This window comes from Pseudomonas sp. CBZ-4 (genome assembly GCF_000346755.1).
Lineage (GTDB): Bacteria > Pseudomonadota > Gammaproteobacteria > Pseudomonadales > Pseudomonadaceae > Aquipseudomonas.
Window position 1 is genome coordinate 12183 of sequence record NZ_ANNV01000070.1, and the last position, 26313, is coordinate 38495.

Genomic DNA, 26313 nt, shown 5'->3' on the forward strand with positions numbered 1-26313 from the left:
ATTACTGTTGAGGTTGTTGGGTAGCGATGTGCAGATAGTGGCCTGCAACATCCAGCATGCGGTTGGCAAAGCCCCATTCGTTGTCGAACCAGGCCAGGATGTTCACCAGCCGTGGGCCGGAAACGCGGGTCTGGCTGGCATCGACAATCGCCGAATGCGGGTCATGGTTGAAATCACAACTGGCGTGGGGCAACTCGGTGTAGGCCAAAAGGCCTTTAAGCGGGCCGCTGGTGGCGGCGTCGCGCAGGATCCGGTTGACCTCCGTCGCATCGGTGTCGCTCACGGTCTGCATGGTGATGTCCAGGCAAGACACGTTCACCGTCGGCACCCGTACGGCTTTGGCCTGGATTCGCCCGGCAAGTTCCGGCAGCAGTCGCTCGATGCCCCGCGCCAGGCCGGTAGACACCGGAATCACCGACTGGAACGCCGAGCGCGTGCGGCGCAGGTCTTCGTGGTGGTAGGCGTCGATCACCGGCTGGTCGTTCATCGCCGAGTGAATGGTGGTGATCGATACGTAGTCCAGGCCGATCGCCTGGTCCAGCAGGCGCAACAGCGGCACGCTGCAATTGGTGGTGCAGGACGCGTTGGACACCAGCAGCTCGGCGCCGGTCAGGCAATCCTGGTTGATACCGTAGACGATGGTGGCGTCGACATCCGCCTCGCTGGCCATCGGCTGGGAAAACAGCACACGCGGCGCGCCGGCGTCGAGGAAACGCTGGCCATCGGCACGGGTGTGGTAGACACCGGAACATTCCAGCACCAGGTCGACGCCCAGGGCTTTCCAGTCGATACCTTCGGGGGTGGCACTGCGCAGGACCTTCACGCAGTTGCCATTAATATGCAGACAGTCGTCTTCGACCCGCACTTCACCGGGGAACCGGCCGTGGGTGGAGTCAAAGCGTGTCAGGTATTCGATGCTGGCCATGTCGGCCAGATCATTGATCGCGACAATTTCAAACCCGGCTGCCGCCCCTCGCTCGAACAGAGCACGCAAGACGCAACGACCAATGCGGCCGTAGCCGTTGAGTGCAACTTTGTAGGGACGCGGTTGGGGCATGGGGTTCTCGATCAAGGTTAGTTCGGTGTTGCGTGCTCTGACGCCATCGCGGGCAAGCCCGCTCCCACACTTGAATGGGTTCACAATTGCAACTGTGTGAACCCGATCCACTGTGGGAGCGGGCTTGCCCGCGATAGCGCCAGTGCAGACAACGCAGACTGACTTAGTCTTCCAGCAGCTCTTCAGCCTGACCCAGGATGTTGTCCAGGGTGAAACCGAACTCTTCGAACAACGCTGGCGCCGGCGCCGACTCACCGTAGGTGGTCATGCCGATCACGCGGCCTTCCAGGCCCACGTACTTGTACCAGTAGTCGGCGTGAGCCGCTTCGATGGCGATACGCGCGCTGACCTGCAACGGCAGGACCGATTGCTTGTAGCCGGCGTCCTGGGCATCGAACACGCTGGTGCACGGGATGGAAACCACACGCACCTTGCGGCCCTGCTCGGTCAGCTTGTCGTACGCCTGAACGGTCAGGCCCACTTCGGAACCGGTGGAGATCAGGATCAGCTCCGGCTCGCCGTCGCAGTCTTTCAGCACGTAACCGCCACGGGCGATGTCGGCGATCTGTGCGTCGGTACGCACCTGGTGTTGCAGGTTCTGACGGGAGAAGATCAGCGCCGAAGGGCCGTCCTTACGCTCGATGGCGTGCTTCCAGGCCACGGCGGATTCCACCGCGTCGGCTGGGCGCCAGGTGTCCAGGTTCGGCGTGGTACGCAGGCTGGTCAGTTGCTCGACCGGCTGGTGCGTCGGGCCGTCTTCGCCCAGGCCGATGGAGTCGTGGGTGTAGACGTGGATCACGCGCTTCTTCATCAGCGCAGCCATACGTACGGCGTTGCGCGCGTATTCCATGAACATCAGGAAGGTCGCGCCGTAAGGCACCAGGCCGCCGTGCAGGGACACGCCGTTCATGATGGCGCTCATGCCGAACTCACGTACGCCGTAGTACATGTAGTTGCCGCTGGCGTCTTCAGCCGATACGCCTTTGCAGCCTTTCCACAGGGTCAGGTTGGAACCGGCCAGGTCGGCCGAACCACCGAGGATTTCCGGCAGCAACGGGCCGAAGGCGTTCAGGGTGTTCTGGCTGGCTTTACGGCTGGCGATGGTCTCGCCCTTGGCCGCGACTTCGGCGATGTAGGCCGAGGCTTTTTCCGAGAAGTCGGCGGGCAGGTCACCGGCGAGGCGGCGGACCAGCTCGTTGGCCAACTCAGGGAATTCGGCAGAGTAGGCAGCGAAACGCTGGTCCCACTCGGCTTCGGTGGCCAGGCCTTTTTCTTTCGCATCCCACTCGGCGTAGATATCAGCCGGGATTTCGAACGGGCCGTGGTTCCACTTCAGCGCAGCACGGGTCAGGGCGATTTCCGCGTCACCCAGTGGGGCGCCGTGGCAGTCTTCCTTGCCTTGCTTGTTCGGCGAACCGAAGCCGATGGTGGTCTTGCAGCAGATCAGGGTCGGCTGCGCGCTCTTGCGCGCGGTGTCGATGGCGGTCTTGATCTCTTCCGGGTCGTGACCGTCGACGTTGCGGATCACCTGCCAGTTGTAGGCTTCGAAACGCTTCGGGGTGTCATCGGTGAACCAGCCTTCGACTTCGCCGTCGATGGAGATGCCGTTGTCATCGTAGAAGGCAATCAGCTTGCCCAGGCCCAGGGTACCGGCCAGGGAAGCGACTTCGTGGGAAATGCCTTCCATCATGCAGCCATCACCCAGGAACACATAGGTGTGGTGATCGACGATGTCGTGGCCAGGGCGGTTGAACTGCGCGCCCAGGACTTTTTCCGCCAGCGCGAAACCCACGGCGTTGGCCAGACCTTGGCCCAGGGGACCGGTGGTGGTCTCGACGCCTGGGGTGTAGCCGAATTCCGGGTGACCCGGGGTGCGGCTGTGCAGCTGGCGGAAGCTTTTCAGGTCGTCGATGGTGACGTCGTAGCCGGTCAGGTGCAGCAGCGAATAGATCAGCATCGAGCCGTGGCCGTTGGACAGCACGAAGCGGTCACGGTCGGCAAACGATGGATTGGTCGGGTTGTGCTTCAGGTAGTCACGCCAAAGCACCTCGGCGATATCCGCCATGCCCATCGGGGCACCGGGATGGCCGCTGTTGGCTTTTTGCACGGCATCCATGCTGAGGGCACGAATGGCGTTGGCACGCTCACGACGGCTGGGCATCGCTGATCTCCTGGGGGTTTGTATAAAAGAAACGGAAAAAAGGACCGGCATTTTCCCTCAGCCACCGCCTGCGGGCAATGACAGATAGTCACTTGTGCGGTTTTTCCTGTGCTTGGGGCGTCATTCCCTTGCAGAAACCGGTCACCCGTTCGTCTAAAGGTTATCGCGGTCGCTTATAACCGCCACTTATCGACCAATATCAAAACTTTTTGATATTGGCCTTGCGGGGATTACCCCCCGTCTCTAGACTGCTGGCCATTATGAATCTACCCGTGCCCTCCCTGCGTCCCGACGACGGCGATGAACTGGCAGCCTTGTGCAAGGCCGCTGGCGACCCGTTGCGCCTGAACGTGCTGCGCGCACTGGCCAACGACTCGTTTGGCGTACTGGAACTGGCGCAGATCTTCGCCATCGGCCAGTCGGGCATGAGCCACCACTTGAAGGTGCTGGCCCAGGCCGACCTGGTGGCCACCCGCCGCGAGGGCAATGCGATTTTCTACCGTCGCGCCCTGCCCCACACCGAACTGCTGGGCGGCAAGCTGCACGCTGCCCTGCTCGACGAAGTGGACAGCCTGGGCCTGCCGGGCGATGTGCAAGCCCGCATCGGCCAGGTCCACGGGCAACGCGCGGCGGCCAGCCAGGACTTTTTCTCACGGGTCGCCGAGAAGTTTCGCGCCCAACAGGATCTGATCGCCGGGTTGGCCCAATACCGCGAAAGCGTACTGGCGCTGCTGGACAAGCTGAGCTTCAGTGATGGGGCCACGGCGCTGGAAGTCGGCCCTGGCGATGGCGGTTTCCTGCCGGAGCTGGCGCGACGCTTCCAGCAAGTCACCGCGCTGGACAACAGCCCGGCGATGCTCGAACTGGCGCGCCAGCTGTGCGAGCGCGAAGCGTTGGGCAATGTCACGCTGCAACTGGCCGATGCGCTCAATAGCGCATCGACCAAGGCCGACTGCGTGGTGCTGAACATGGTCTTGCACCATTTCGCCGCCCCCGCCGACGCCCTCAAGCAAATGGCCGGGCTGCTGCACCCCGGCGGTAGCCTGCTGGTTACGGATTTATGCAGCCACAACCAGAATTGGGCCAGGGAGGCCTGCGGTGATCTCTGGTTGGGTTTTGAACAGGACGATCTGGCCCGTTGGGCCACCGCTGCGGGACTCGTTCCCGGGGAAAGCCTCTATGTAGGTTTACGTAATGGTTTCCAGATCCAGGTCCGCCATTTTCAGCGACCGGCTGGCGACACTCACCATCGGTAAATATCAGGAAAACATCGAGATGAGCGAATACTCCCTTTTCACCTCCGAGTCCGTGTCTGAAGGGCATCCGGACAAAATCGCCGACCAGATTTCTGACGCGGTGCTGGACGCCATCATTGCTGAAGACAAGTTCGCCCGTGTGGCGTGCGAGACTCTGGTGAAAACCGGTGTAGCGATCATCGCTGGCGAAGTGACCACCACCGCCTGGGTTGACCTGGAGCAGATCGTCCGTGACGTGATCACCGACATCGGCTACAACAGCTCCGACGTCGGTTTCGACGGCGCCACCTGCGGCGTGATGAACATCATCGGCAAGCAGTCCCCCGACATCAACCAGGGTGTGGACCGCGCCAAGCCTGAAGATCAGGGCGCCGGCGACCAGGGCCTGATGTTCGGCTACGCCAGCAACGAAACCGACGTGCTGATGCCAGCACCGATCACCTTCTCGCACCAGCTGGTACAACGCCAGGCCGAAGCCCGCAAAAGCGGCCTGCTGCCATGGCTGCGCCCGGATGCCAAGTCCCAGGTGACCTGCCGTTACGAAGGCGGCAAAGTCGTCGGTATCGACGCCGTGGTCCTGTCGACCCAGCACAACCCGGACGTGTCCTACGCCGACCTGCGCGAAGGCGTGATGGAGCTGATCGTCAAGCACGTGCTGCCGGCCGAACTGCTGAGCAAGGACACCCAGTTCCACATCAACCCGACTGGCCAGTTCATCATCGGCGGCCCGGTGGGCGACTGCGGCCTGACCGGCCGCAAGATCATCGTCGACAGCTACGGCGGCATGGCCCGTCACGGCGGCGGCGCGTTCTCCGGTAAAGACCCGTCCAAGGTTGACCGTTCGGCCGCCTACGCCGGTCGTTACGTGGCCAAGAACATTGTCGCGGCCGGCCTGGCCGAGCGTTGCGAGATTCAGGTTTCCTACGCGATTGGTGTGGCCCAGCCTACGTCGATCTCGCTGAATACCTTCGGCACCGGCAAGATCAGCGACGACAAGATCGTCAAGCTGGTGCGTGAGATCTTCGACCTGCGCCCGTACGCCATCACCACCATGCTCGACCTGCTGCACCCGATGTACCAGGAAACCGCAGCCTACGGCCACTTCGGTCGCACGCCTGCACAGAAGACCGTCGGCGACGACACCTTCACCACGTTCACCTGGGAAAAAACCGACCGCGCCGACGACCTGCGCGTCGCTGCCGGCCTGTAAGCACTCGCGGCATCCAAAACCCTGCCGGGTTCGCCCGGCAGGGTTTTTTATTGCCGGGTGATTCGCGGCGATTGTCACATTTTTTGGATCCAAACCTTGCAGGCCAAATAATGGCCCTCTAGAATCCGCGCCCTCTCGGGCCCTTCACCTTATTTGGATATTGCCTTGCGCCAGCCCGGGATCCACCAGCGCGCAAGCAATCGAACATTGAGGTTTTTCATGCGCATCTCCACGCTCGCCCCTGCTGCCCTTCTGCTCAGCCTGTTCGCCCTGCCAGCTCACGCCGGCACCGACCTGAGCGCACTGGGCGGCGCCCTCAGCTCCCAACTGAGTGGCAAAACCGGCGACTGCCAGCAACACGCCAAAGACCTGCAAGCCAAGATCGATGCCGCCGAAGCCAAGAACGACACGCTGTCGGTCAAGGCCTATAAAGCTGCGCAGGATCAGGTCAGCAAAGGCTGTGACAAACTCGCCGAAGGCCAGGCCAAAGTGGATGCCAAGCAGCAAACCACTGAAGCCAAGGCCGACAAGAACGACGCCGTGAAAGCCCTGGGCGGTCTGTTCAAGTAAGCAGAAACACCCGGTAAAAAGCCCCGCACTGTCGGGGCTTTTTTGTGGGCGTGCGGATCATTTACGCTGGGCGCCCCTTCCGAGCAAGGATGCTCATGATGCGACTACTGATGGTTCTGCTACTCAGCGCGCTGGCCTGTTCAGCCTGGGCCGAAAACTGCCCGGATGACGCCCGCGCACAGGTCAACACCCTGGCCGAACAGATACGCCGGTGGGATGACAGCTATCACCGGCTCGGCCAATCCCCGCTCGACGACGAGCTCTACGACCAGGCCCGCCAGCGTCTGGCCCGCTGGCGCCAATGTTTGCCCCGAACTGCCGCGCCCCCCGACAACCCGCTGGCCAGTTCGCGGGGCACCCTGCCCCATCCGGTTGCCCACACCGGCCTGGAAAAATTGCTGGATGAACAGGCCGTCGGCACATGGCTGGGCACGCGCCAGGACGTATGGATCCAGCCCAAGGTCGATGGCGTCGCCGTGACCCTGGTGTATCGACAGGGCCGGCTAAGCCAGGTGATCAGCCGCGGCGACGGCGCGCTGGGTCAGGACTGGTCGACCTCGGCCCGCAAGATCCCGGGCATTGTCCAGCAACTGCCGGAGCCCATCGACCTGGTGCTGCAAGGCGAACTCTACTGGCGCCTGAATGATCACGTGCAATCGGCTCGCGGCGGGCTCAATACCCGCAGCAAGGTGGCGGGCATGATGAACCGCCAGCACCTGAGCGACACCGAAGCCGCACATATCGGGCTGTTTGTGTGGGCCTGGCCCGAGGGGCCGCCTTCATTCACCGAACGCCTGGCCGCACTGGCGCGCTGGGGCTTCCCCGATAGCCAGCGCTATAGCCAGCCTGTCCGGCACATCAACGATGCCGCGCACTGGCGCACCTATTGGTATGACCACCCACTGCCCTTCGCCAGCGATGGCGTGGTGCTGCACCAGGCGATGCGCGCGCCCGCCGAGCGCTGGAAAACCAGCACGCCGTATTGGGCAGTCGCGTGGAAGTACCCGATCAGCCAGGCCCTGGCACTGGTGCGCAAGGTGCGCTTCAACATCGGGCGCACCGGACGTATCACGCCCATCCTCGAACTGGAGCCGGTGCGGCTGGATGACCGGCAGATCGCCCGCGTCAGCGTCGGCTCATTGAAACGCTGGCAAGCCCTGGACATACGCCCCGGCGACCAGGTGTCCATCAGCCTGGCAGGCCAGGTGATCCCACGGCTGGACCAGGTGATCCTGCGCAACACCACACGGTCGACCTGCCAGTGCCCGACCCCGCGAACTTTCACGCCCTGAGCTGCTGGCAACTGGACCCAGGCTGCGAAGAACAACTGCTGGCCCGTCTCACCTGGCTCAGCGGCAACCAGGGCCTGTCATTGCCTCATTTGGGCGCCGGGACCTGGAACGTATTGATCCAGGCCGGTCTAATCGCAGGCTTTCTCGATTGGTTGACCCTGGATGCGGCAGAGCTTGCTAACATTGATGGCTTCGGTGACAGCAGCCGTGCGCGGCTGCTCGATAGCCTGCACAGCGCACGCCAACGGCCCTTTGCACAATGGCTGAAAGCCCTCGGCGTACCGCCTGCTGCACGTAACAACCTGGAAGGCGGCTGGCAAACGCTGGTCGCCCGAGACACCCAGGCCTGGCTGGCCATCGACGGCATCGGCCCGGGTCGCGCGGCGCAATTGAGCGCTTTTTTTCGCGACCCGCAGGTACAGGCCCTGGCTGAAACACTACGCGTGGCGGGTATAGATGGCTTTTGAGCCCTCTGCCCCGTCATCAGATTGCGACCTTGGAGCCCCATATGAAATTTCTCGCCCCTTTTGCCCTGCTGACCGTCGCAACCTTCATGGCCACGCCGCTGCTGGCGGCCCAGGAAGCGCCACAACTCACCGGTTGCACCGCCAAGCGCCAGGCCATCAGCGCCCAGATCGAACAGGCCAAGGCCCACGGCAACAGCGCCCAGCAAGCGGGCCTGGAAAAAGCCCTGAGCGAAGTCACCGCCAATTGCACCGACGCGTCCTTGAAGAAAGAGCGTGAAAACAAGGTGCTCGACGCCAAGCACGAAGTCAGCCGCCGTCAGGCCGACCTCGACAAGGCGATGAAAAAAGGCGATGCCGAGAAGATCAACAAGCGCAAGGACAAGCTCGCCCAGTCGCGCAAGGAATTGCAGGACGCGGTGGAAGACCTCGACAAGTAATACCGGTCAGTGGTCCCGGAACTGTTTATGGCAGGCGCTGCAGGCATCTTCGACTTTCTGCACCGCCGGCCCCAGGTTGCTGGCCTTGTAAGGCTGCACCTGGCTGGCGGTCACCAATTCACCGGTGGCGGCTTCAAGGTCGCGGGCCAGTTGCAGAAACTGCGCCTGTTTCTGCCAGACATCGTCCTTGGCGCTGGTGTGATCTTCTTCACGCACGCTCGGGAAATGTTTCCAGGGCTCATGGGACAACGCATCCAGCTTGACCGCGCCTTCGGCGAATTTCGCGCCGTCGAACGGGATGCGCCCACGCAACATGCCACCCAGGTCTTCGCCGGTCTTGAGCATCTGCTTGAAGATCGCCTTGCGCTGGCCCAGGGGCGAATTCGGATCGACGCCGCCGCAGGCGGACAGTGTCAGGCAGGCCAGCAATACAACGGTCAGTCTTTTAAAAGTCATGGTGGCTTCAGGGTCACGGGAAACGGCGGCCAGTATCCTCGCCCCGCCCGCAAAGACCAATAGCCCTATTAATAATAAGGGTTGCTCGCAAACGTCACCGCGCGGGCAATCGCTTCAGGAAGTGCGTGTATGAATGTCACCTTCACCCCCTGGGCCCGCCGCCTGGCGTGGGCTCTGCCGATGATCGCGCTGCTGGCCGGCTGTGACGCGGGTAAAGAAACAGCCAAAGAGGCGCTCAAGCCTGAGCCCGCCAAACCTCACGCCGTTGCCACCTATGTCAGTGCGCCGTGGGAGGCGCTGCCTGCGGTATCCGACAGTGACTTGCTGGCCGGCTTTGAATCCTGGCGCAGCGCCTGCCAACGCCTCAAGGCCGACCCGATCTGGGGCGCGACCTGCGCGGCGGCGACAGGCGTGCCGGCGAACGCCTCGGCAGTGCGTGGTTTTCTCAAGGAGCAGTTGGACGTGTTCGGCCTGCGCTCGGCAGACAACACGCCAAACGGCTTGATCACCGGCTACTACGAACCGGTCTACCCCGGCAGCCTGACCCAGACGGCCAAGGCTCATGTGCCGGTATACGGCGTGCCGGATGACCTGATCATCGTCAACCTGGAAAGCATCTACCCCGAACTCAAGGGCAAGCGCCTGCGCGGCCGGCTCGAAGGTCGCGTGCTCAAGCCCTACGACGATGCCAGCGCGATCAACGGCCAAGGCTCGACCGCCAAGCCGATTGCCTGGCTGACCGATCCAATGGACCTGCAATTCCTGCAAATCCAGGGCTCGGGCCGTATCCAACTGGCCGGCGGGCGCCAACTGCGTGTGGGCTATGGCGACCAGAACGGCTACCCCTACCGCCCTATCGGCCGCTGGCTGGTGGAGCAAGGTGAACTGAAAAAAGAAGACGTGACCATGGGCGCCATCAGCGCCTGGGCCAAGGCCCATCCGCAGCGCATCCCGGAACTGTTGGCGAGCAACCCCAGCTACGTGTTCTTCAGCGCCCGCCCCGACAGCAACGAAGGCCCACGCGGCTCGTTGAACGTGCCGCTGACCGCCGGCTACAGCGTGGCGGTGGACCGCAAGGTGATTCCGTTGGGCAGTCTGTTGTGGCTATCGACCACCAAGCCGGATGGCTCGCCCATCGCCAGGCCCGTGGCCGCGCAGGACACCGGGGGTGCCATTACTGGCGAAGTGCGGGCGGACTTGTTCTGGGGCACGGGTGCAGCGGCAGGTGAGTTGGCCGGGAATATGAAGCAGCAGGGGCAGATCTGGATGTTGTGGCCTAAAGGCGCGGCGTTGCCGCAGCTGCCCGAAACACTCTAAGCGCGAGCTTGACGTGGCGAGGGAGCTTGCTCCCTCGCCACAGATGATCCCCTTCTACAGGGGGTTTATGCCGGCTGTCAGATCGAGACGAAGAAGAAACTCGCAATCAACGCCATCCCCGCGAACCACACCAGCGAACGCAGGATCGCCCAGTCCGCCACATAACAAATGATGTACAACAGGCGACTGGTGATAAACAACACCGCCAGCACATTGATCGTCACCAACTCCGCCGTACCGGCCAGGTGCGCGATGATCACCGCCGCCGCAAACGCCGGGGTGACTTCAAAACTGTTGAGCTGAGCGTTGTGGGCGCGTTTGGCGAACCCATCGAGGGTTTCCAGGAACGCACGCGGGTCATGGTTCTGCCGAGGCCCGAACTTGCCGCCGCTGAACTTGGCCACCCCCGTGCACAGGTAAGGCAGGAAAATTGCGATCAACACACACCAGAAGGCCACCGTCATCACTGATTCCTTTTTTGTTTTCAAACAGAAATTAGAGTTTTAGCACTAAATATCGCAAGCCGCACTCCCCGCTATGAACCGCTACACCACCAAAGGTTCTATCCGCCATTTCACGCTTGCCTTGCAACATCACGCCGCTGCTGCGGTCCATCCCCCACTGATGCACCCACACCCAACCTCCAAGGACCCCGGATGCTTGAACTTGTCGCCGCCTTCATCTGCCTCACCACCCTGCTCACCTATGTGAACTTCCGTTTTATCGGCCTGCCCCCCACCATCGGCGTGATGGTCACGGCCCTGGTGTTTTCCCTGATTCTGCAAGGCCTGAGCTTTATCGGTTACCCAGGCCTGGAAGAACGCATCCAGCAACTGATCGGCCAGATCGACTTCGGCGACCTGCTGATGAACTGGATGCTCTCGTTCCTGCTGTTCGCCGGCGCCTTGCACGTCAACCTGAGCGACCTGCGCAGCTACCGCTGGCCCATCGGCCTGCTGGCGACCTTCGGCGTGTTGATCGCCACCGTAGTGATCGGCAGCCTGGCGTATTACATCTTCGCCCTGTTTGGCTGGCACGTGAGCTTCCTCTACTGCCTGCTGTTTGGCGCACTGATCTCGCCCACCGACCCGATTGCGGTGCTGGGTGTGCTGCGTACCGCCAACGCCTCGAAACCTTTGAAAACCACCATCGTCGGCGAGTCGCTGTTCAACGACGGCACGGCGGTAGTGGTGTTTACCGTGTTACTGGGCATCGCGCAGTTGGGCGAGACGCCAACCGTGGGCGCCACGGCCATGCTGTTCGCCCATGAAGCGCTGGGCGGCGTGGTGTTCGGCGGCCTGATCGGCTACCTCGTGTACCTGATGATCAAGAGCATCGAGCAGCACCAGATCGAGGTGATGCTGACCCTCGCCCTAGTGATCGGCGGCTCGGCAATGGCCACCGAACTGCACGTCTCCGCGCCGATTGCGATGGTGGTCGCGGGCCTGATCATTGGCAACCTGGGCCGCAAGCTGGCGATGAACGACATGACGCGCCGCTACCTCGACGGTTTCTGGGAATTGCTCGATGACATGCTCAACGCCCTGCTGTTCGCCTTGATCGGCATGGAGTTGCTGCTGTTGCCCTTCAACTGGCTGCATGTATTCGCCGCCAGCTTGCTCGCGGTGGCCATCCTGCTTTCGCGCCTGCTGACAGTGGCTCCGGCGATCTTGCTGCTGCGCCGCTGGCGAACGGTGCCGCGCGGCACCATCCGCATCCTCACGTGGGGCGGTCTGCGCGGCGGGGTGTCGGTAGCGTTGGCCCTGGCCCTGCCGCTGGGTCCTGAGCGGGACCTGCTGCTGAGCATCACCTACATCGTGGTGCTGTCGTCGATCCTGTTGCAGGGCTTGAGCATCGGCAAGCTGGTCAAGCGCGTGACCCGCGATGACCCCCAGGCCAGCGCCGAGCCTCACTGATCCTTGCGAGTCGGCTGCGGATGCCTCGGGTCCGCAGTCTTCTTGTTCGGCAGGCTGCTTTCACTACGAATCTGCGCATGACTGATAAGCGCAAAGATAAAACTGCCACCGATGATATTGCCCGCCAACGTCGGCCCGGCGAACACCAGCCAGAAGTCTTTCCATGGCAATTCGCCGGCAAACACCAGGTAGGACACTTCGGCAGAGCCGACGACGATGTGGGTGAAGTCACCCAAGGCCATGAGGTAGGTGATCAGGATGATGATCCACAGCTTGGCGCTTTCCATCGACGGGATCATCCACACCATGGTCGCGATCATCCAGCCGGAGACGATGCCTTTGGCAAACATCTGCCCGGGATCGTTCTCCATGACCTTGCGCCCGATCTCAAGGAAGGCCAGGTCGGTCTTGGTGTCGAAGATCGGCAAGTGCAGCATCACGTAGGCCACCAGCAAGGTGCCGCACAGGTTGCCCACCAGCACCACCGACCACAGCCGCAACAGGCGCCCGGCATTGGCCAGGGTGGGTTTGCTCATCACCGGCAGCACGGCGGTCAGGGTGTTTTCGGTGAACAGTTGCTGGCGCGCAAGAATCACCGCGAGGAAACCTGCGCAGTAGCCGAAGCTGGCGATCACCTTGAATTCCTCGCCGTCCGGCAGGCGCGAGTTGAGCAGGCCCATGCCCATCAGCGACAGGCCCATGGTCAGGCCGGCGGCGAGCGCAGACCACCACAACGCGGCCACATTGCGCTCCAGCTCCTGGTCGCCCTGGGTCCGGATGATTTCATGTAGAACCGCCGCGCGAGGCGGCTGGTTCTTGTCCACATCGGCCTGTTCTTCCTGCGACAGGTTGGGGGTCTTGCCGTCTGTTTGAGTGGCCATGATCGCGTGCGTCCAAGGGGTGCCTGTAGCTACGACACGCCGTGACGGTAGCTGTTCATTTAAAGCGGAATACGCCAGGCCTTGGCCATTTCCACGGTGGTGGAACTGATCGGTTTGCTCCACGGTTTATTACGCGCCTTATAGTTTTGAACAATGTCTTCAAGCGCGGCGTTGAACTCACCTGGCGTGGTGGCATTGGCCAGCTTGAGGGCGACCCGGTGCAACAGTTCAACGTTGGACGCCGGCTGGCCCGGGCGGAAAAGCGACGGGTAGATGACCTCACGCGTGAAGTTCTCGGCTTTCACCGCGATGTCGCGTCTCTTCATTTCGGCGACAGCACGGGTCATCACCTTGGACAAGGGTGAAGTCGCGCCCCGCTTGGCCGCCACCTGCAACAGTTGTTGGAAATTGTGCTGCCCTGCCGCATTCAAGCGCCCCCCCAGCCACTCGACGTGCTCAGGTCGACGGGCCAGCGCATCCAGATTGCGCAGCGCTGCGGCGATCTTCGGGGTGATCGTCAAGACGTCGCTGACCCGATTGGCCTCACTGACGGCACTGTTCAAGGCTTGCAAGGCTTGCTGCGCAGTCTTTCGAAACGTCAGTGCATCCGCAGCGGCCGGGTCTTTTTTCAGCTGTTCCTGCACGCCAGCCAGCAGGGTGTCATCCATCGCTAGTACCGCGCTCTCCATTGACGCGAACGTATGACGTTCGCGCGCCGTTTCCCGTGCGCCCAGATGAGCCGTCACCGCCTGATGGGCCTTTGCCTGCAGGTGTTTTTTCTGCTCGGGGGTCATGGTGAAGTTGACGGTGCCGTTGAACATGCCGCGAAAGTCGCCTTTGTCCGTGTTCAGCGGCAAGGTCACCGTCTGGTCGGCATAGGCCTTGAGTCGCTCTGCTTGATAAGCCCCGGCAGCCGCGTGTGGCGTGCCGGTCACCTTATCGATGATATTGCTGATAAATCCGCCGCTTTTTACCGGTGCGGTCTCGTCGGACTCGAACTTGACGACCAACGACTCAGGCTGGCTCAACGGGCCTTGCGGCTGCGATGACCCGACTACGCCGGGCGCGGGCGTATTGGCGAGCAGTCCACCGTCCTGGAAAGCCGTGGCTTCTGCCACTTCCTGAAACCCATGGCCTTGTTCTTGCGGGCTCTTGAACAACCCCGGCAGCGAGCCTGAAATACGTGCGGCGCGGGCGATATCCATGTCCGGCGTCAGGCCGGCGTTGAACACCACCAATTGCGGGCGGCCATCGAACATGCCGGTGCCGGTGATATTCAGTTGCTTGATCGCCGGAATATGGCGGCTCAACACCTCAAGGTCACGAAAGGTCGGCGCGCCACCGGCACTCAGCCTGTCGGCAATCTTCATCACTTCGCCAGCCCGGGTGTCCCTGGGCGTCTCGGCGATGTGGGCGAGGATCGACTTGCGCGACTCGTTGCGCATCATCTCTTCCAGGGGAGAAGCCTCGGTTTGCAAGCGCGGCAGCAGGGTCAGCAACAGCTGGGAAATATTGCCGGCAGGCCCAGGCAAACGCCCGGCGAGCTTGCCGAGTTTGGAGCTGATGCTTTGCAGCCAGGCCGTCACCGGGTCTTTGCTATTGAGCAGGCTGGGCAGGTCGAGGCCGTTCGACAGCTCGCCGAACGTCTTGGCGTTCATGCCACTGGCAAGCAAGGTGGCGGAAATCGCGCCGGCAGAGGAGCCGGAAATCACCTTCACTCCTTGCAGTTTCCTGCCATCTTCCAGCGCCTGCACCATCCCCGGAAAGGCGATGCCCTTGGCGCCGCCGCCGCTGAGCACCAGGTGGCTGGGTGGTGGCGGTGACACCTCTACATCCACTCGCCCATCGTCATGGCGATGGAGGCTCAGTTTGCGGGGGCCCACGTCTTTGACCAGAGGCGTCTTCACGTCCTGGTCGATGGCTGGAGGCGACGGGGGCTGGATCTGTACAGGGGAACTGGTGACTTTCATACACAGGCTCTCGCTTCAGGATGTAGTCCTGAGTGATGAGAGAGCCTGGGAAAGATCCACGCGGAATAGTCTGGTAAAGCAAATCAGACCGTCGCGGGGTTACTCGTCCTGAAACTGGTCCTTCACGTACTTGATTTCAGTGCGACCGTGGGGCGCCGGCAGGCCGTCTTCGCCGAGGTTGACGAAGACCATTTTTTCCACGGTGAGGATGCTTTTGCGTGTGATCTTGTTGCGCACTTCACAGGTCAGGGTGATGGAGGTGCGGCCGAACTCGGTGGCGGTGATGCCCAGTTCGATGATGTCGCCCTGGCGCGAGGCGCTGACGAAGTTGATTTCGGAGATGTACTTGGTCACCACGCGCTGGTTGCCCAGTTGGACGATCGCGTAGATCGCCGCTTCTTCGTCGATCCAGCGCAGCAGGCTGCCGCCGAACAGGGTGCCGTTGGGGTTGAGGTCTTCGGGTTTTACCCATTTGCGGGTGTGGAAGTTCATGGTCACTCCAAAGCGTCTTGCCGAATGATGGGCGACATCATGGCAGAGGCCGCGCCAGAGCTCTATGAGGCATTGCCTATCACGCCCATGAGGGATCTTCATGTGTCCGACAGAAAGGCTTGGGAAGTCTGGCGCACACGGCTATAATCGGCGCCGTTTCAAAACGGTCATATCAAATTGTTACCGTTTTCCCGCCACCTGTCCGAGGGGCGCTGCAGCAGGTTCAACCTGTCAGGCTCGGATGGGGCGTTGTCCGGCTGTTATCACCTGGCCAGATACTAAACGCACAACGGCGCCCATTCGCACACTACGAATGGAGGCTCTCTATGAGCGCTGTCAACACGCCTGCAGATTTCACCGACTACAAAGTCGCCGACATGTCCCTCGCTGCCTGGGGCCGTCGCGAAACCTTTATCGCCGAATCCGAAATGCCAGCCCTGATGGGTCTGCGTCGCAAATATGCCGGCGAGCAACCGCTCAAGGGCGCGAAGATCCTCGGCTGCATCCACATGACCATCCAGACTGCCGTGCTGATCGAAACCCTGGTTGCCCTGGGTGCCGAAGTGCGTTGGTCGTCCTGCAACATCTTCTCGACCCAAGACCAGGCCGCTGCTGCCATCGCCGCTGCCGGTATCGCGGTTTACGCCTGGAAAGGCGAGACCGAAGAAGAGTACGAGTGGTGCCTGGAGCAAACCATCCTCAAGGATGGCGCGCCTTGGGATGCCAACATGATCCTCGACGACGGCGGCGACCTGACCGAGCTGCTGCACAAGAAATACCCGGCGATCCTCGACCGCGTCCACGGCGTGACCGAAGAAACCACCACCGGCGTACACCGCCTGCTGGACATGCTGGCCAAGGGCGAGCTGAAAATCCCGGCCATCAACGTCAACGACTCGGTGACCAAGAGCAAGAACGACAACAAGTACGGCTGCCGTCACAGCCTGAACGACGCCATCAAGCGCGGCACCGACCACCTGCTGTCGGGCAAGCAAGCCCTGGTGATCGGCTACGGTGACGTGGGCAAGGGTTCGTCCCAGTCCCTGCGTCAGGAAGGCATGATCGTCAAGGTTTCCGAAGTTGACCCGATCTGCGCCATGCAAGCCTGCATGGACGGTTTCGAAGTGGTTTCGCCGTTCATCGACGGCCAGAACGACGGCACCGAAGCGAGCATCGACAAGGCCCTGCTGGGCAAGATCGACCTGATCGTGACCACCACCGGCAACGTCAATGTTTGCGACGCAAACATGCTCAAAGCCCTGAAGAAGCGCGCTGTTGTCTGCAACATCGGCCACTTCGACAACGAGATCGACACCGCTTTCATGCGCAAGAACTGGGCATGGGAAGAAGTGAAGCCACAGGTACACAAGGTTCACCGTACCGGTGCGGGCGATTTCGACCCACAGAACGACGACTACCTGATCCTGCTGGCCGAAGGCCGCCTGGTTAACCTGGGCAACGCCACTGGCCACCCTAGCCGCATCATGGACGGCTCGTTCGCCAACCAGGTACTGGCGCAGATCTTCCTGTTCGGCCAGAAATACGCCGACCTGTCGCCGGCCCAGAAAGCCGAGCGCCTGACCGTGGAAGTACTGCCGAAGAAACTCGACGAAGAAGTGGCCCTGGAAATGGTCCGCGGCTTCGGCGGCGTGGTGACTCAACTGACCAAGACCCAGGCCGACTACATCGGCGTGACCGTTGAAGGTCCGTTCAAGCCGCACGCTTACCGCTACTAAGTAACCCGCTCTCTCCTTGTCGGAGCGGGCTTGTGTGGGAGCGGGCTTGCCCGCGATGGCGGTGGGTCAGTTGAAGAATGTATCGACTGACCCACTGAAATCGCGGGCAAGCCCGCTCCCACATTGACGGTGAACACCTTCCGGTTTTTTGAGTTTCCAAGGATACGACCATGTCCCAAGACCGTCGCTACAGCTTCGAGTTCTTCCCGACCAAGACCGATGCTGGGCATGAAAAACTGATGGCGACTGCCAAGCAGTTGGCCAGCTACAACCCCGACTTCTTTTCCTGCACCTACGGCGCCGGCGGCTCGACCCGTGACCGCACGATCAACACCGTGTTGCAGCTGGAAAGCGAAGTCAAAGTTCCCGCCGCTCCGCACTTGTCGTGCGTGGGCGACAGCAAGGCCGACCTGCGCGGCCTGCTGACCCAATACAAGGCTGCCGGCATCAAGCGCATCGTCGCCCTGCGCGGTGACCTGCCGTCCGGCATGGGCATCGCCAGCGGCGAGCTGCGCTACGCCAATGACCTGGTGAACTTCATCCGCGAAGAAAGCGGCGACCACTTCCATATCGAAGTGGCGGCCTACCCGGAGATGCACCCCCAGGCACGCAACTTCGAAGACGATTTGCAGAACTTCGTGCGCAAGGCCAACGCCGGCGCCGACAGCGCGATCACCCAGTACTTCTTCAACGCCGACAGCTACTTCTACTTCGTCGAGCGTGTACGGGCCATGGGTGTGAACATCCCGATCGTGCCGGGCATCATGCCGATCACCAACTACAGCAAGCTCGCGCGCTTCTCCGACGCCTGCGGCGCCGAGATCCCACGCTGGGTGCGCAAACAACTGGAAGCCTACGGCGACGACGTCAAAAGCATCCAGGCGTTCGGCGAGCAGGTCATCAGCGAAATGTGTGAACGTTTGTTGCAAGGTGGCGCGCCCGGCCTGCACTTCTATACCCTCAACCAGGCCGATCCTAGCCTGGCAATCTGGAACAACCTCAAGCTGCCCCGCTAAGGTCTGTTCGCAGTTGCACCCGGGCCCTCGTCAACGCGAGGGCCTTTGTCGTTTTAATACTCCCGGAATGGAAGCCAGCAGTACATGAATACAGCATCCCCGACTCCCCGCCCGCAGCTGGTTTACCTGGTATTCGGCGCCGAGACCTACCATCAGGAAGCGGTATTCAGCATCGCCAGTGCCCTGTCCCACCTGGGCGGCCCCCAGGACATGCCACTGGACATCCAGGTGTTCAGCGACAACCCGGCGCCCTATCGCGACCTGCCGGTGCACGTCCACACCCTGGACGACGCCACCCGCCAACGCTGGAGCGAGCCCCACGGCTACCATTTCCGCACCAAGCACGTGCTGTTGCGCCAGGTCCTCGAAACTTCGGAACGTGCGCTGCTGATCGACACCGACACGTTTTTCCACGACTCGCCCATGGCCCTGTTCGAACGCGTCGCGCCCGGCACGGTGCTGTGCAACGCCTTCCACGCCAAGTACGGCGATAACCGCGAAAGCGTGCTGTACAGCGCCCTGGCCAAAATTCTGGCCGACAAGGGCCTGGCCGATGACGACATGCCGCTGCTCAACTCCGGCGTGATGGGCCTGGCGCAGCAGGACGCGCATTTGCTGGACCGCTCCATCGAACTGATGGACGAATTGTTCCCCCTGGCTCAGGGCGCCTACACCCTGGAAGAGTTCTGCCTGTCGGTGGTCGCCTACCGCACCGTCAACGTACGCCAGTGCCCGGACCTGATCCACCACTACTGGAGCCGCAAGCAGCTGTTTCGCGCCAAGGTCAAGGCGTGGATCGCCAAGCATGGCGCCGCCCCGACCTGCGCCCACGCCCTGGCCGACACGCGCAAGGTCTCCGCGCACCTGCCGCGTCCACCGCGCCTGCAACGCCTGATGTACAAGCTGATCACCCTGGCCCTGCCCAAGCGCAAGCAGCAGTTCATCCGCGAAATCCTCTACGGCTGCTACGAGCACGAAAACGAGTTCGACCAGGCGTGCGGCCCGGTTTGGTGGGACAAGGCCAAGCAAAACCAGGCCGAGCGGCAGAAGTGCCCGGTGGATGCCCATCAACTGGAGCACTGGTTCGCCAACCCCTTGGTGCGCCTGATTCTGGGCGAGCGCCGCGCGGCGATCTACGAACACCTGATGACCTCGCCGACAAAATAGCGCGGGCCGCAGATGCTCGTGCCAGAGCTTTTCTTTAGGGCCCCAGCGTCGTAACCTCAGGGCATGCCCGTCATCCTGAAGCTTGCGACCGCTGCCCTTTTCACTTGCCTGAGCCTGGCGGCTTATGGCGAGAAACTGCGCATTGTCACCGAGCCCTGGGCGCCCTATGTCTACGATGACCAGGGCAGCATGCGCGGGCTGGACTACGAAACCACGGTGATCGTGTTCCAACGCCTGGGGGTCGATGTCGACTGGCAGTTCCTGCCCTGGAAGCGCTGCCTGGCGATGCTCGACCAAGGCCACGCTGACGGCGCGCTGGATATTTTCCACAGCCACGAGCGCGACACGCAGTTGCTCTACCCCAGCGAACCGCTGTCGGAAGTCGAGTTCGTGCTGTTCTACGCCAACGAGCATCCTCATCCCGCCAACAGCCTCGACGACCTGCGCGGCCTCACCGTCGGCACTTCGCCGGGCTACCTGTATGGCGGTGCATTCAGCGAGTCCAGCTTGTTCAACCGCGAGCCGGCCCCCAGCCATGAAGCCAACTTCGGCAAATTGCTGCTGGGGCGCATCGATCTGGTGATCACCGACCGACGCGTCGGCCAGCATGTGATCAAGGCGTTGGGCCTGGAGGGCAAGGTCAGCCAGGCGCCGGTGGTGGTCAGCCGCCAGCAGCAATTCCTCGCGGTGCGCCGTGGCGCCGGCATGGACCTGCTGGTGCAGCGCTTCGCCGCCGAACTCAAGCGTTTCAAGCAGGAGCCCGCATACATCGCCCTGAGCGCCAAATACGGTGGATTCCAAGCCATTACGGCCTCTGAACACGCCGTTGAGCAGCAGGAAAGCAGCGCGCCGTGATTGCTCTGTTATACTCCGGCCTTTCCGCCAGGCTTACGCCCGGCCGCTGAGGTCTTGAAAAAGGCACCCAACCCCGCTACAGCGCAGCTTTCAGCCCGCGCGAGCCGGTGGAGTGCCCGCCAGACGCAGCAGGACCGGACGGGATAACGCTCCCCTAAGCGTCATTCACGCCCGGCAAGATTATCCCTTTGGGCCAAGCCCTAACTAAAACAGGATTACTCATGTCCTTTGCTTCCCTCGGTCTCTCCGAGGCTTTAGTCCGCGCCATCGAGGCAGCGGGCTATACCGAGCCTACTCCGGTGCAACAGCGGGCCATTCCCGCCGTGTTGCAAGGTCGCGACCTGATGGTTGCGGCTCAGACAGGTACTGGTAAAACCGGCGGCTTCGCCCTCCCGATTCTGGAGCGGTTGTTTCCCAATGGTCACCCGGACAAATCCCAGCGTCACGGCCCGCGCCAACCGCGCGTACTGGTCCTGACCCCCACCCGCGAACTCGCCGCCCAGGTGCACGACAGCTTCAAGCTGTATGCCCGCGACTTGAAGTTCGTCAGTGCCTGCATCTTCGGCGGCGTCGGCATGAACCCACAGGTTCAGGCCATGTCCCGTGGCGTAGACGTACTGGTTGCCTGCCCGGGTCGTTTGCTCGACCTGTGCGGCCAAGGCAGCGTCGACCTGTCCCACGTGGAAATCCTCGTGCTGGACGAAGCCGACCGCATGCTCGACATGGGCTTTGTCCATGACGTGAAAAAGGTCCTCGCGCGCCTGCCGGCCAAACGCCAGAACCTGCTGTTCTCGGCCACGTTCTCCAACGACATCACCGCCCTGGCCGGCAAGCTGCTGCACAACCCGGAACGCATCGAAGTCACGCCGCCGAACACCACGGTCGAGCGGATCGAGCAACGCGTGTTCCGCCTGCCTGCCAGCCACAAGCGTGCGCTGCTGGCCCACCTGATCACCGCCGGCGCGTGGGAACAGGTGCTGGTCTTCACCCGTACCAAGCACGGCGCCAACCGCCTGGCCGAGTACCTGGACAAGCACGGCCTCACCGCCGTCGCCATCCACGGCAACAAGAGCCAGAACGCGCGCACCAAAGCCCTGGCCGACTTCAAGGCCGGCAGCGTGCGCATCCTGGTGGCCACCGATATCGCCGCCCGCGGCCTGGATATCGACCAGCTGCCACACGTGGTCAACTTCGAGCTGCCAAACGTTGATGAAGACTACGTGCACCGTATCGGCCGTACCGGCCGTGCCGGTCGTTCGGGCGAGGCCATCTCGCTGGTTGCGCCGGACGAAGAGAAACTGCTGAAAAGCATCGAACGCATGACCAAGCAGAAAATCGCCGACGGCGACCTGATGGGCTTCGATGCCAGCGCCGTAGAGGCCGAAAAGCCAGAAGTGCGCGAGCGTCCGGACGTGCGTAACCCACGCAACCCACGCGGTCCGAAGGGCGATGGCCCGAACGGCGGCGGTGGTGGCGGTGGCCGTCGCGACAAGGGCAAGGACAAGGGCGGCAAAGACAAAGCGCCCACCAATGGCCGTGGCGAACGCCCAGCCCGCGAACAGAAGCCCCGTGAAGGCACCCCGGCCCGCGAACAGCGCCAGCCGAGCCAACAGCCACCACGCGCCGCCGCTGACCGCGCCCCGGACGAGTTCCTCGACGACGACGTGGACAACTTCGGCAACCGCGTAGACTACGTGCCCCAGGCCAAACCGGCCCAGGGCCGTGGCCGTCGTCCAGGTGCTCCGGCACAGGGCGCAGGCGCCGGTGCGCCACGTAGCGGCCAGCCGCAGGGCGGTCGTCAGAACGCGCCGCGCAACAGCAGCGGCGGCACCACCGGTACGCCACCGGCCAAGCGCAGCGGCCCACGCAGCGGTGCGCCACGTGACGGCCAGGCCCGTCGCGAAGATTCGCGCAGCAACAACCGCCGCCCGGCCCGTGACGACCAGCCGCGTTCGTCCGAGCCAGCGGTGCAGAACCCGCGCGGTGGCCCGGCACCAAAGATCATCCACAAGGAGTCGAAGGCTGATCGCTTCCCGACACCTGAGCAGTTGGATCAACTGCCAGGCCGCCCTCGTGGTGAGAAACCAGCGCTGCTGACTCGCAACCGCTGAGTTTCAACGCCTCATAAAAATGCCCCGCCTCTCACGACGCGGGGCATTTTTTTGCCTCAACAAAAACGAACAGGCTCTTCTGTGGGAGCTGGCTTGCCTGCGATGCGGGCACCTCGGTGTGTCAGTAGCACCTGGGTGATGCTATCGCAGGCAAGCCAGCTCCCACACAAGCCAGCTCCCACATTGATTGCATTCCAGGCATAAAAAAACCGGATCCTCAGGATCCGGTTTTTCCGTGTAAAAACAGAAATTACTTCTGCTTCACACCTTCCAGCGAGATGTCCAGGTCAACGGTCTGCGAAGAAGGACCTGGGCCCTTGATGCCGAAGTCGTTCAGGTTGACGGTGGTCTTGGCGTTGAAGCCAGCACGTTCGCCGCCCCATGGATCCTTGCCTTCACCGTTGAAGGTAGCCTTGAAGGTCACAGGCTTGGTCACGCCGTGGAAAGTCAGGTCGCCAGTCACGTCGGCCGTCTTGTCGCCGGTGGATTTAACCGCGGTAGACACGAACTTGGCGTCGGCGAACTTGGCAACGTCCAGGAAGTCTTTGCTGGCGATGTGCTTGTCACGCTCAGCGTGGTTGGACCACAGGCTGGCGGTTTTCACATCGACGGCGATCTTGCTGGCTTCAGGCTTGGTGGCATCCCAGCTGAATGTGCCATCCCAGTCCTTGAAAGTACCGTGGATGAAGCTGTAGCCCAGGTGGCTGATTTTCCAATCGATGAAGGCGTGCTGGCCTTCCTTGTCGATCTTGTAGTCAGCGGCCATCGCCGAACCTGCGGACAACAGCGCAGAACCAAGTGCCAGAGCGGCGAGAGTCTTTTTCAACATGCTTTCTATTCCTTGTGAGTCGAGGTTGAACATCAGGCTTTGCGCCCCAGCATTCGCGTCAGGGTCACATCACGATCAATGAAGTGGTGTTTCAGGGCAGCCGCGCCGTGCAACCCGGCGAAGACCACCAATACCCAGGCGAGGTACAAGTGCACCACACCCGCGGTATCTGCCTGGTCCGGTAGCCCGGAAACCAAGGCAGGAATCTCAAACAGGCCAAACACCGGGATACCGACACCGTCTGCGGTGGAAATCAGGTAACCGGCGATCATCACGGCAAACAGCCCGAGATACAGGAACCCGTGGCCAAACGCGGCACCCAGGCGGGTCATGCGGCTGTAGCTGGCCAGCGGAGGCGGCGGCGGACTGACCAGGCGCCAGACGATGCGCACCAGCATGATGGCGAACAGCGTGATGCCAATGCTCTTGTGCAGGTCCGGCGCGTCTTTGCGCCAGGCGCTGTAGTAGTCGAGGCCGACCATCCACAAACCCAATGCGAACAAGCCAAACACCACCAGGGCGACGCCCCAGTGCAAAACCATGCTGACCCAGCCGTAGCGGGCCGGTGAATTGCGTAACTGCATGTACTTAATCCCGTAAGAGCTGCGCCCAAGACTAGCGCGTTACCTATCGAATTAAAGCGGAAAATTTCGCTTTGAAATATCGAGAAATGCGATCTTGAGGGTATGAAGCCTAAATTAACCTCGGATTAAGGACTATCCCGAAGAAACGTGACAGACCGTCCTGTGTTTACTGCCAATTCATCCGTAATGGGTTGTGACACAGCCGCCCATTGCATAGGCTTGCGCGATTGTGGCTTCGAGGAGATGAACGATGGGCTTGAACAACCAGTGGATGCAACGCGACCTCGCGGTGCTGTGGCATCCCTGCACCCAGATGAAAGACCACCAGCAACTGCCGCTGATCCCGATCAAACGGGGCGAAGGCGTGTGGCTGGAAGACTTCGAAGGCAAGCGCTACCTCGACGCCGTCAGTTCCTGGTGGGTCAACGTATTCGGCCATGCCAACCCGCGCATCAACCAGCGCATCAAGGATCAGGTCGATCAGCTTGAGCATGTGATCCTTGCCGGCTTCAGCCACCAGCCAGTGATCGAGCTGTCCGAGCGCCTGGTCAAGATGACGCCCGAGGGCCTGACCCGGTGCTTCTACGCCGATAACGGTTCGTCCTGCATCGAAGTCGCGCTGAAAATGAGCTTTCACTACTGGCTCAACCGTGGCCAGCCGAACAAAAAGCGCTTCGTCACCCTGACCAACAGCTACCACGGCGAAACCATCGCCGCGATGTCGGTGGGCGACGTGCCGCTGTTTACCGAAACCTACAAGGCGCTGCTGCTCGACACCATCAAGGTGCCCAGCCCGGATTGCTACCTGCGCCCCGAGGGCGTGAGCTGGGAAGACCACTCGCGCGCGATGGCCCAGGTGATGGAACAGACCCTGGCCGAGCACCACGCCACCGTCGCCGCGGTGATCATCGAGCCGCTGATCCAGGGCGCGGGCGGCATGCGCATGTACCACCCGGTGTACCTCAAGCTGCTGCGCGAAGCCTGCGACCGCTACGGCGTGCACCTGATCCACGACGAAATCGCCGTGGGCTTCGGCCGCACCGGCAGCATGTTCGCCTGTGAACAGGCCGGCATCCGCCCGGACTTCCTGTGCCTGTCCAAGGCCCTGACCGGCGGCTACCTGCCGCTGGCGGCCGTGGTCACCACCGATGACGTGTACGACGCCTTCTACGACGACTACCCGACCCTGCGCGCCTTCCTGCATTCCCACAGCTATACCGGCAACCCGCTGGCATGCGCGGCGGCGTTGGCGACGCTGGATATCTTCGAAGAAGACAACGTCATCGAAAACAACAAGGCCCTGGCCCAGCGCATGGCCAGCGCCACCGCGCACCTGGTGGACCACCCCCACGTCTCGGAAGTGCGCCAGACCGGCATGGTGCTGGCCATCGAGATGGTCCAGGACAAAGCCACCAAGACCGCCTACCCGTGGCAGGAACGCCGTGGCCTGAAGGTGTTCGAACACGCCCTGGAACGCGGCGCGCTGCTGCGGCCGCTGGGCAGCGTGGTGTACTTCCTGCCGCCGTATGTGATTACGCCGGAGCAGATCGACTTCCTCGCCGAGGTGGCCAGTGAAGGGATCGACATCGCCACCAACAGCAGCGTGAGTGTTGCGGTGCCGAAGGACTTCCACCCAGATTTCCGCGACCCGGGCTGATTCCCCACCCTTGATCGTTCCCACGCTCCGCGTGGGAATGCAGCCTTGGACGCTCCGCGTCCGCCCTGCACACTTCAGAGAACAGAAATGAGACTGTCCCGTTTTTTCACCGACACCCCGCTGAGCCTCGGTGACGTTGAGTTGCCCGAAGCCCAGGCGCACTACATCAGCCGCGTGTTGCGCATGGTCGAAGGCGACGCCGTGCAACTGTTCGACGGCTCCGGCCAGGAGTTCCTCGGCAGCCTGCTGGAAGTCGGCAAAAAGCGCGTCACCGTGCAACTCACCGAGCGCTTCGACGGCCAGACCGAATCCCCGCTGCACATCCACCTCGGCCAGGGCCTGTCCCGTGGCGAGCGGATGGATTGGGCGATTCAGAAAGCCACCGAGTTGGGCGTCAACGCGATCACGCCGATTTTCAGCGAGCGCTGTGAAGTACGCCTCAAGGACGAACGCGCCGACAAACGCCTGCTGCACTGGCGCCAAGTGGCGATCAGCGCCTGCGAGCAATGCGGGCGTTCGACGGTGCCGGTGATTCACCCGCCGCTGCTGCTGGCGGATTGGTTGAAGCAGACCGAGGCGGATTTGAAGCTGGTGCTGCACCCGGTGGCCGAGCCGATGGTCAGCCATGCCAAGCCTGCAAGCCTGGCGTTTTTGATCGGGCCCGAGGGTGGGTTGACCGATGGCGAAGTCGAGGTTGCCCAAGCTGCCGGTTACCACGCCGCGCGCCTTGGGCCGCGGGTGTTGCGTACTGAAACTGCGCCCGTCGTTGCACTGGCAGTAGCTCAACAACTTTGGGGCGACTTCTAACGCCCCTGTGCAAACCCAATTAAAACTGTGGGAGCTGGCTTGCCTGCGATAGCGGTGTGTCAGCTTGCA

At 62.2% G+C, this 26313-nt stretch carries 22 protein-coding genes, 1 pseudogene and 1 riboswitch; of the genes and pseudogenes, 14 read left to right on the forward strand and 9 right to left on the reverse strand.

Translation table 11 applies throughout. The annotated features are described in order from the left end of the window. Position 1: 1 nt before the first annotated feature. Positions 2 to 1057 (reverse strand): erythrose-4-phosphate dehydrogenase, encoded by a 1056-nt coding sequence (gene epd, locus B348_RS0108425; RefSeq protein ID WP_017735690.1) that lies wholly within the window; start codon positions 1055 to 1057, stop codon positions 2 to 4. 163 nt (positions 1058 to 1220) lie between these two features. After that, positions 1221 to 3218 (reverse strand): transketolase, encoded by a 1998-nt coding sequence (gene tkt / locus B348_RS0108430; protein ID WP_017735691.1) that lies wholly within the window; start codon positions 3216 to 3218, stop codon positions 1221 to 1223. 260 nt (positions 3219 to 3478) lie between these two features. Between tkt and B348_RS0108435 the strand changes: the two genes are divergently transcribed. The 5 genes and pseudogenes from B348_RS0108435 (at position 3479) to B348_RS0108455 (ending at position 8450) form a co-directional block, all read left to right on the forward strand. Next, the gene (locus B348_RS0108435; RefSeq protein WP_026136660.1) at positions 3479 to 4474 is read left to right on the forward strand and encodes a metalloregulator ArsR/SmtB family transcription factor; all 996 of its coding nucleotides are present in this window, start codon (positions 3479 to 3481) and stop codon (positions 4472 to 4474) included. Positions 4475 to 4493: 19 nt separating this feature from the next. Continuing rightward, positions 4494 to 5684 carry a methionine adenosyltransferase gene (gene metK, locus B348_RS0108440; RefSeq protein WP_017735693.1) on the forward strand — a complete coding sequence of 397 codons (1191 nt, stop codon included), beginning with the start codon at positions 4494 to 4496 and terminating at the stop codon, positions 5682 to 5684. Between the two features lie 219 nt (positions 5685 to 5903). Then, positions 5904 to 6254: a hypothetical protein gene (locus B348_RS0108445; protein WP_017735694.1), complete on the forward strand. Its 351-nt coding sequence runs from the start codon at positions 5904 to 5906 to the stop codon at positions 6252 to 6254. A 95-nt stretch (positions 6255 to 6349) separates the two neighbouring features. Further along, positions 6350 to 8013: pseudogene (gene ligB / locus B348_RS01000000129840) on the forward strand (NAD-dependent DNA ligase LigB). A gap of 41 nt (positions 8014 to 8054) precedes the next feature. Further along, positions 8055 to 8450, forward strand: coding sequence for a DUF1090 domain-containing protein (locus B348_RS0108455; protein ID WP_017735695.1), 396 nt, complete (start codon positions 8055 to 8057; stop codon positions 8448 to 8450). Between the two features lie 6 nt (positions 8451 to 8456). Here B348_RS0108455 and B348_RS0108460 read toward each other — a convergent pair whose 3' ends face one another. After that, complete coding sequence (locus tag B348_RS0108460; protein WP_017735696.1) at positions 8457 to 8906, reverse strand: cytochrome c; 450 nt, start codon at positions 8904 to 8906, stop codon at positions 8457 to 8459. A 129-nt stretch (positions 8907 to 9035) separates the two neighbouring features. Here B348_RS0108460 and B348_RS0108465 point away from each other — a divergent pair, with 129 nt between their 5' ends. Beyond that, entirely contained in the window at positions 9036 to 10223 is a 1188-nt protein-coding gene (locus B348_RS0108465) for a murein transglycosylase A (protein ID WP_017735697.1), read from the forward strand. A gap of 77 nt (positions 10224 to 10300) precedes the next feature. Here B348_RS0108465 and B348_RS0108470 read toward each other — a convergent pair whose 3' ends face one another. Then, on the reverse strand, positions 10301 to 10687 hold the full coding sequence (locus B348_RS0108470) for an MAPEG family protein (RefSeq protein WP_017735698.1): 387 nt from the start codon (positions 10685 to 10687) through the stop codon (positions 10301 to 10303). A 192-nt stretch (positions 10688 to 10879) separates the two neighbouring features. On the opposite strand from B348_RS0108470, the gene B348_RS0108475 reads away from it, so the two are divergent. Further along, positions 10880 to 12139 carry a sodium:proton antiporter gene (locus B348_RS0108475; RefSeq protein ID WP_017735699.1) on the forward strand — a complete coding sequence of 420 codons (1260 nt, stop codon included), beginning with the start codon at positions 10880 to 10882 and terminating at the stop codon, positions 12137 to 12139. Here B348_RS0108475 and B348_RS0108480 read toward each other — a convergent pair. The 3 genes from B348_RS0108480 to B348_RS0108490 all read right to left on the reverse strand — a co-directional run bounded on the left by B348_RS0108480 (position 12133) and on the right by B348_RS0108490 (position 15482). Further along, positions 12133 to 13020 (reverse strand): formate/nitrite transporter family protein, encoded by an 888-nt coding sequence (locus B348_RS0108480; protein ID WP_017735700.1) that lies wholly within the window; start codon positions 13018 to 13020, stop codon positions 12133 to 12135. The two genes, B348_RS0108475 and B348_RS0108480, sit on opposite strands and share 7 nt — an antisense overlap. Before the next feature lie 59 nt (positions 13021 to 13079). Then, the gene (locus B348_RS0108485) at positions 13080 to 14990 is read right to left on the reverse strand and encodes a patatin-like phospholipase family protein (protein ID WP_017735701.1); all 1911 of its coding nucleotides are present in this window, start codon (positions 14988 to 14990) and stop codon (positions 13080 to 13082) included. Between the two features lie 99 nt (positions 14991 to 15089). Continuing rightward, positions 15090 to 15482, reverse strand: a complete 393-nt coding sequence (locus B348_RS0108490; RefSeq protein WP_016977737.1) for an acyl-CoA thioesterase — start codon at positions 15480 to 15482, stop codon at positions 15090 to 15092. A 198-nt stretch (positions 15483 to 15680) separates the two neighbouring features. Further along, a riboswitch (S-adenosyl-L-homocysteine riboswitch) is annotated at positions 15681 to 15787 on the forward strand. A 21-nt stretch (positions 15788 to 15808) separates the two neighbouring features. On the opposite strand from B348_RS0108490, the gene ahcY reads away from it, so the two are divergent. The 5 genes from ahcY (at position 15809) to B348_RS0108520 (ending at position 22367) form a co-directional block, all read left to right on the forward strand. Further along, the gene (gene ahcY, locus B348_RS0108500; RefSeq protein ID WP_017735703.1) at positions 15809 to 17218 is read left to right on the forward strand and encodes an adenosylhomocysteinase; all 1410 of its coding nucleotides are present in this window, start codon (positions 15809 to 15811) and stop codon (positions 17216 to 17218) included. 170 nt (positions 17219 to 17388) lie between these two features. Next, positions 17389 to 18234: a methylenetetrahydrofolate reductase [NAD(P)H] gene (gene metF / locus B348_RS0108505; RefSeq protein ID WP_017735704.1), complete on the forward strand. Its 846-nt coding sequence runs from the start codon at positions 17389 to 17391 to the stop codon at positions 18232 to 18234. Positions 18235 to 18318: 84 nt separating this feature from the next. Continuing rightward, on the forward strand, positions 18319 to 19401 hold the full coding sequence (locus tag B348_RS0108510; protein WP_017735705.1) for a hypothetical protein: 1083 nt from the start codon (positions 18319 to 18321) through the stop codon (positions 19399 to 19401). Between the two features lie 63 nt (positions 19402 to 19464). Further along, positions 19465 to 20256 (forward strand): ABC transporter substrate-binding protein, encoded by a 792-nt coding sequence (locus B348_RS0108515; protein ID WP_017735706.1) that lies wholly within the window; start codon positions 19465 to 19467, stop codon positions 20254 to 20256. Positions 20257 to 20477: 221 nt separating this feature from the next. After that, positions 20478 to 22367, forward strand: a complete 1890-nt coding sequence (locus tag B348_RS0108520; protein ID WP_017735707.1) for a DEAD/DEAH box helicase — start codon at positions 20478 to 20480, stop codon at positions 22365 to 22367. Positions 22368 to 22617: 250 nt separating this feature from the next. On the opposite strand, the gene B348_RS0108525 is transcribed toward B348_RS0108520, so the two are convergent. Together B348_RS0108525 and B348_RS0108530 are read right to left on the reverse strand one after the other, a co-directional pair. Further along, a complete protein-coding gene (locus B348_RS0108525; protein ID WP_017735708.1) occupies positions 22618 to 23196 on the reverse strand; it encodes a YceI family protein in 579 nt (192 codons plus the stop codon). A 32-nt stretch (positions 23197 to 23228) separates the two neighbouring features. Further along, positions 23229 to 23780, reverse strand: a complete 552-nt coding sequence (locus B348_RS0108530; RefSeq protein ID WP_017735709.1) for a cytochrome b — start codon at positions 23778 to 23780, stop codon at positions 23229 to 23231. A gap of 250 nt (positions 23781 to 24030) precedes the next feature. Between B348_RS0108530 and B348_RS0108535 the strand changes: the two genes are divergently transcribed. Next, the gene (locus B348_RS0108535) at positions 24031 to 25437 is read left to right on the forward strand and encodes an adenosylmethionine--8-amino-7-oxononanoate transaminase (protein WP_017735710.1); all 1407 of its coding nucleotides are present in this window, start codon (positions 24031 to 24033) and stop codon (positions 25435 to 25437) included. 87 nt (positions 25438 to 25524) lie between these two features. Further along, positions 25525 to 26244, forward strand: coding sequence for a 16S rRNA (uracil(1498)-N(3))-methyltransferase (locus B348_RS0108540; RefSeq protein WP_017735711.1), 720 nt, complete (start codon positions 25525 to 25527; stop codon positions 26242 to 26244). The last annotated feature ends 69 nt before the right edge of the window (positions 26245 to 26313 follow it).

What these genes read in the sequence shown, in the direction of transcription:
- metF (WP_017735704.1), top strand. Translation starts at nt 17,389, where the DNA reads ATGTCCCAAGACCGTCGCTACAGCTTCGAGTTCTTCCCGACCAAGACC.
- B348_RS0108540 (WP_017735711.1), top strand. Translation starts at nt 25,525, where the DNA reads ATGAGACTGTCCCGTTTTTTCACCGACACCCCGCTGAGCCTCGGTGAC.
- tkt (WP_017735691.1), bottom strand. Translation starts at nt 3,218, where the DNA reads ATGCCCAGCCGTCGTGAGCGTGCCAACGCCATTCGTGCCCTCAGCATG.
- B348_RS0108445 (WP_017735694.1), top strand. Translation starts at nt 5,904, where the DNA reads ATGCGCATCTCCACGCTCGCCCCTGCTGCCCTTCTGCTCAGCCTGTTC.
- epd (WP_017735690.1), bottom strand. Translation starts at nt 1,057, where the DNA reads ATGCCCCAACCGCGTCCCTACAAAGTTGCACTCAACGGCTACGGCCGC.
- B348_RS0108455 (WP_017735695.1), top strand. Translation starts at nt 8,055, where the DNA reads ATGAAATTTCTCGCCCCTTTTGCCCTGCTGACCGTCGCAACCTTCATG.
- B348_RS0108475 (WP_017735699.1), top strand. Translation starts at nt 10,880, where the DNA reads ATGCTTGAACTTGTCGCCGCCTTCATCTGCCTCACCACCCTGCTCACC.
- B348_RS0108530 (WP_017735709.1), bottom strand. Translation starts at nt 23,780, where the DNA reads ATGCAGTTACGCAATTCACCGGCCCGCTACGGCTGGGTCAGCATGGTT.
- B348_RS0108520 (WP_017735707.1), top strand. Translation starts at nt 20,478, where the DNA reads ATGTCCTTTGCTTCCCTCGGTCTCTCCGAGGCTTTAGTCCGCGCCATC.
- B348_RS0108460 (WP_017735696.1), bottom strand. Translation starts at nt 8,906, where the DNA reads ATGACTTTTAAAAGACTGACCGTTGTATTGCTGGCCTGCCTGACACTG.
- B348_RS0108465 (WP_017735697.1), top strand. Translation starts at nt 9,036, where the DNA reads ATGAATGTCACCTTCACCCCCTGGGCCCGCCGCCTGGCGTGGGCTCTG.
- B348_RS0108435 (WP_026136660.1), top strand. Translation starts at nt 3,479, where the DNA reads ATGAATCTACCCGTGCCCTCCCTGCGTCCCGACGACGGCGATGAACTG.
- B348_RS0108510 (WP_017735705.1), top strand. Translation starts at nt 18,319, where the DNA reads ATGAATACAGCATCCCCGACTCCCCGCCCGCAGCTGGTTTACCTGGTA.
- ahcY (WP_017735703.1), top strand. Translation starts at nt 15,809, where the DNA reads ATGAGCGCTGTCAACACGCCTGCAGATTTCACCGACTACAAAGTCGCC.
- B348_RS0108515 (WP_017735706.1), top strand. Translation starts at nt 19,465, where the DNA reads ATGCCCGTCATCCTGAAGCTTGCGACCGCTGCCCTTTTCACTTGCCTG.
- B348_RS0108480 (WP_017735700.1), bottom strand. Translation starts at nt 13,020, where the DNA reads ATGGCCACTCAAACAGACGGCAAGACCCCCAACCTGTCGCAGGAAGAA.
- B348_RS0108525 (WP_017735708.1), bottom strand. Translation starts at nt 23,196, where the DNA reads ATGTTGAAAAAGACTCTCGCCGCTCTGGCACTTGGTTCTGCGCTGTTG.
- B348_RS0108485 (WP_017735701.1), bottom strand. Translation starts at nt 14,990, where the DNA reads ATGAAAGTCACCAGTTCCCCTGTACAGATCCAGCCCCCGTCGCCTCCA.
- B348_RS0108535 (WP_017735710.1), top strand. Translation starts at nt 24,031, where the DNA reads ATGGGCTTGAACAACCAGTGGATGCAACGCGACCTCGCGGTGCTGTGG.
- metK (WP_017735693.1), top strand. Translation starts at nt 4,494, where the DNA reads ATGAGCGAATACTCCCTTTTCACCTCCGAGTCCGTGTCTGAAGGGCAT.
- B348_RS0108470 (WP_017735698.1), bottom strand. Translation starts at nt 10,687, where the DNA reads ATGACGGTGGCCTTCTGGTGTGTGTTGATCGCAATTTTCCTGCCTTAC.
- B348_RS0108490 (WP_016977737.1), bottom strand. Translation starts at nt 15,482, where the DNA reads ATGAACTTCCACACCCGCAAATGGGTAAAACCCGAAGACCTCAACCCC.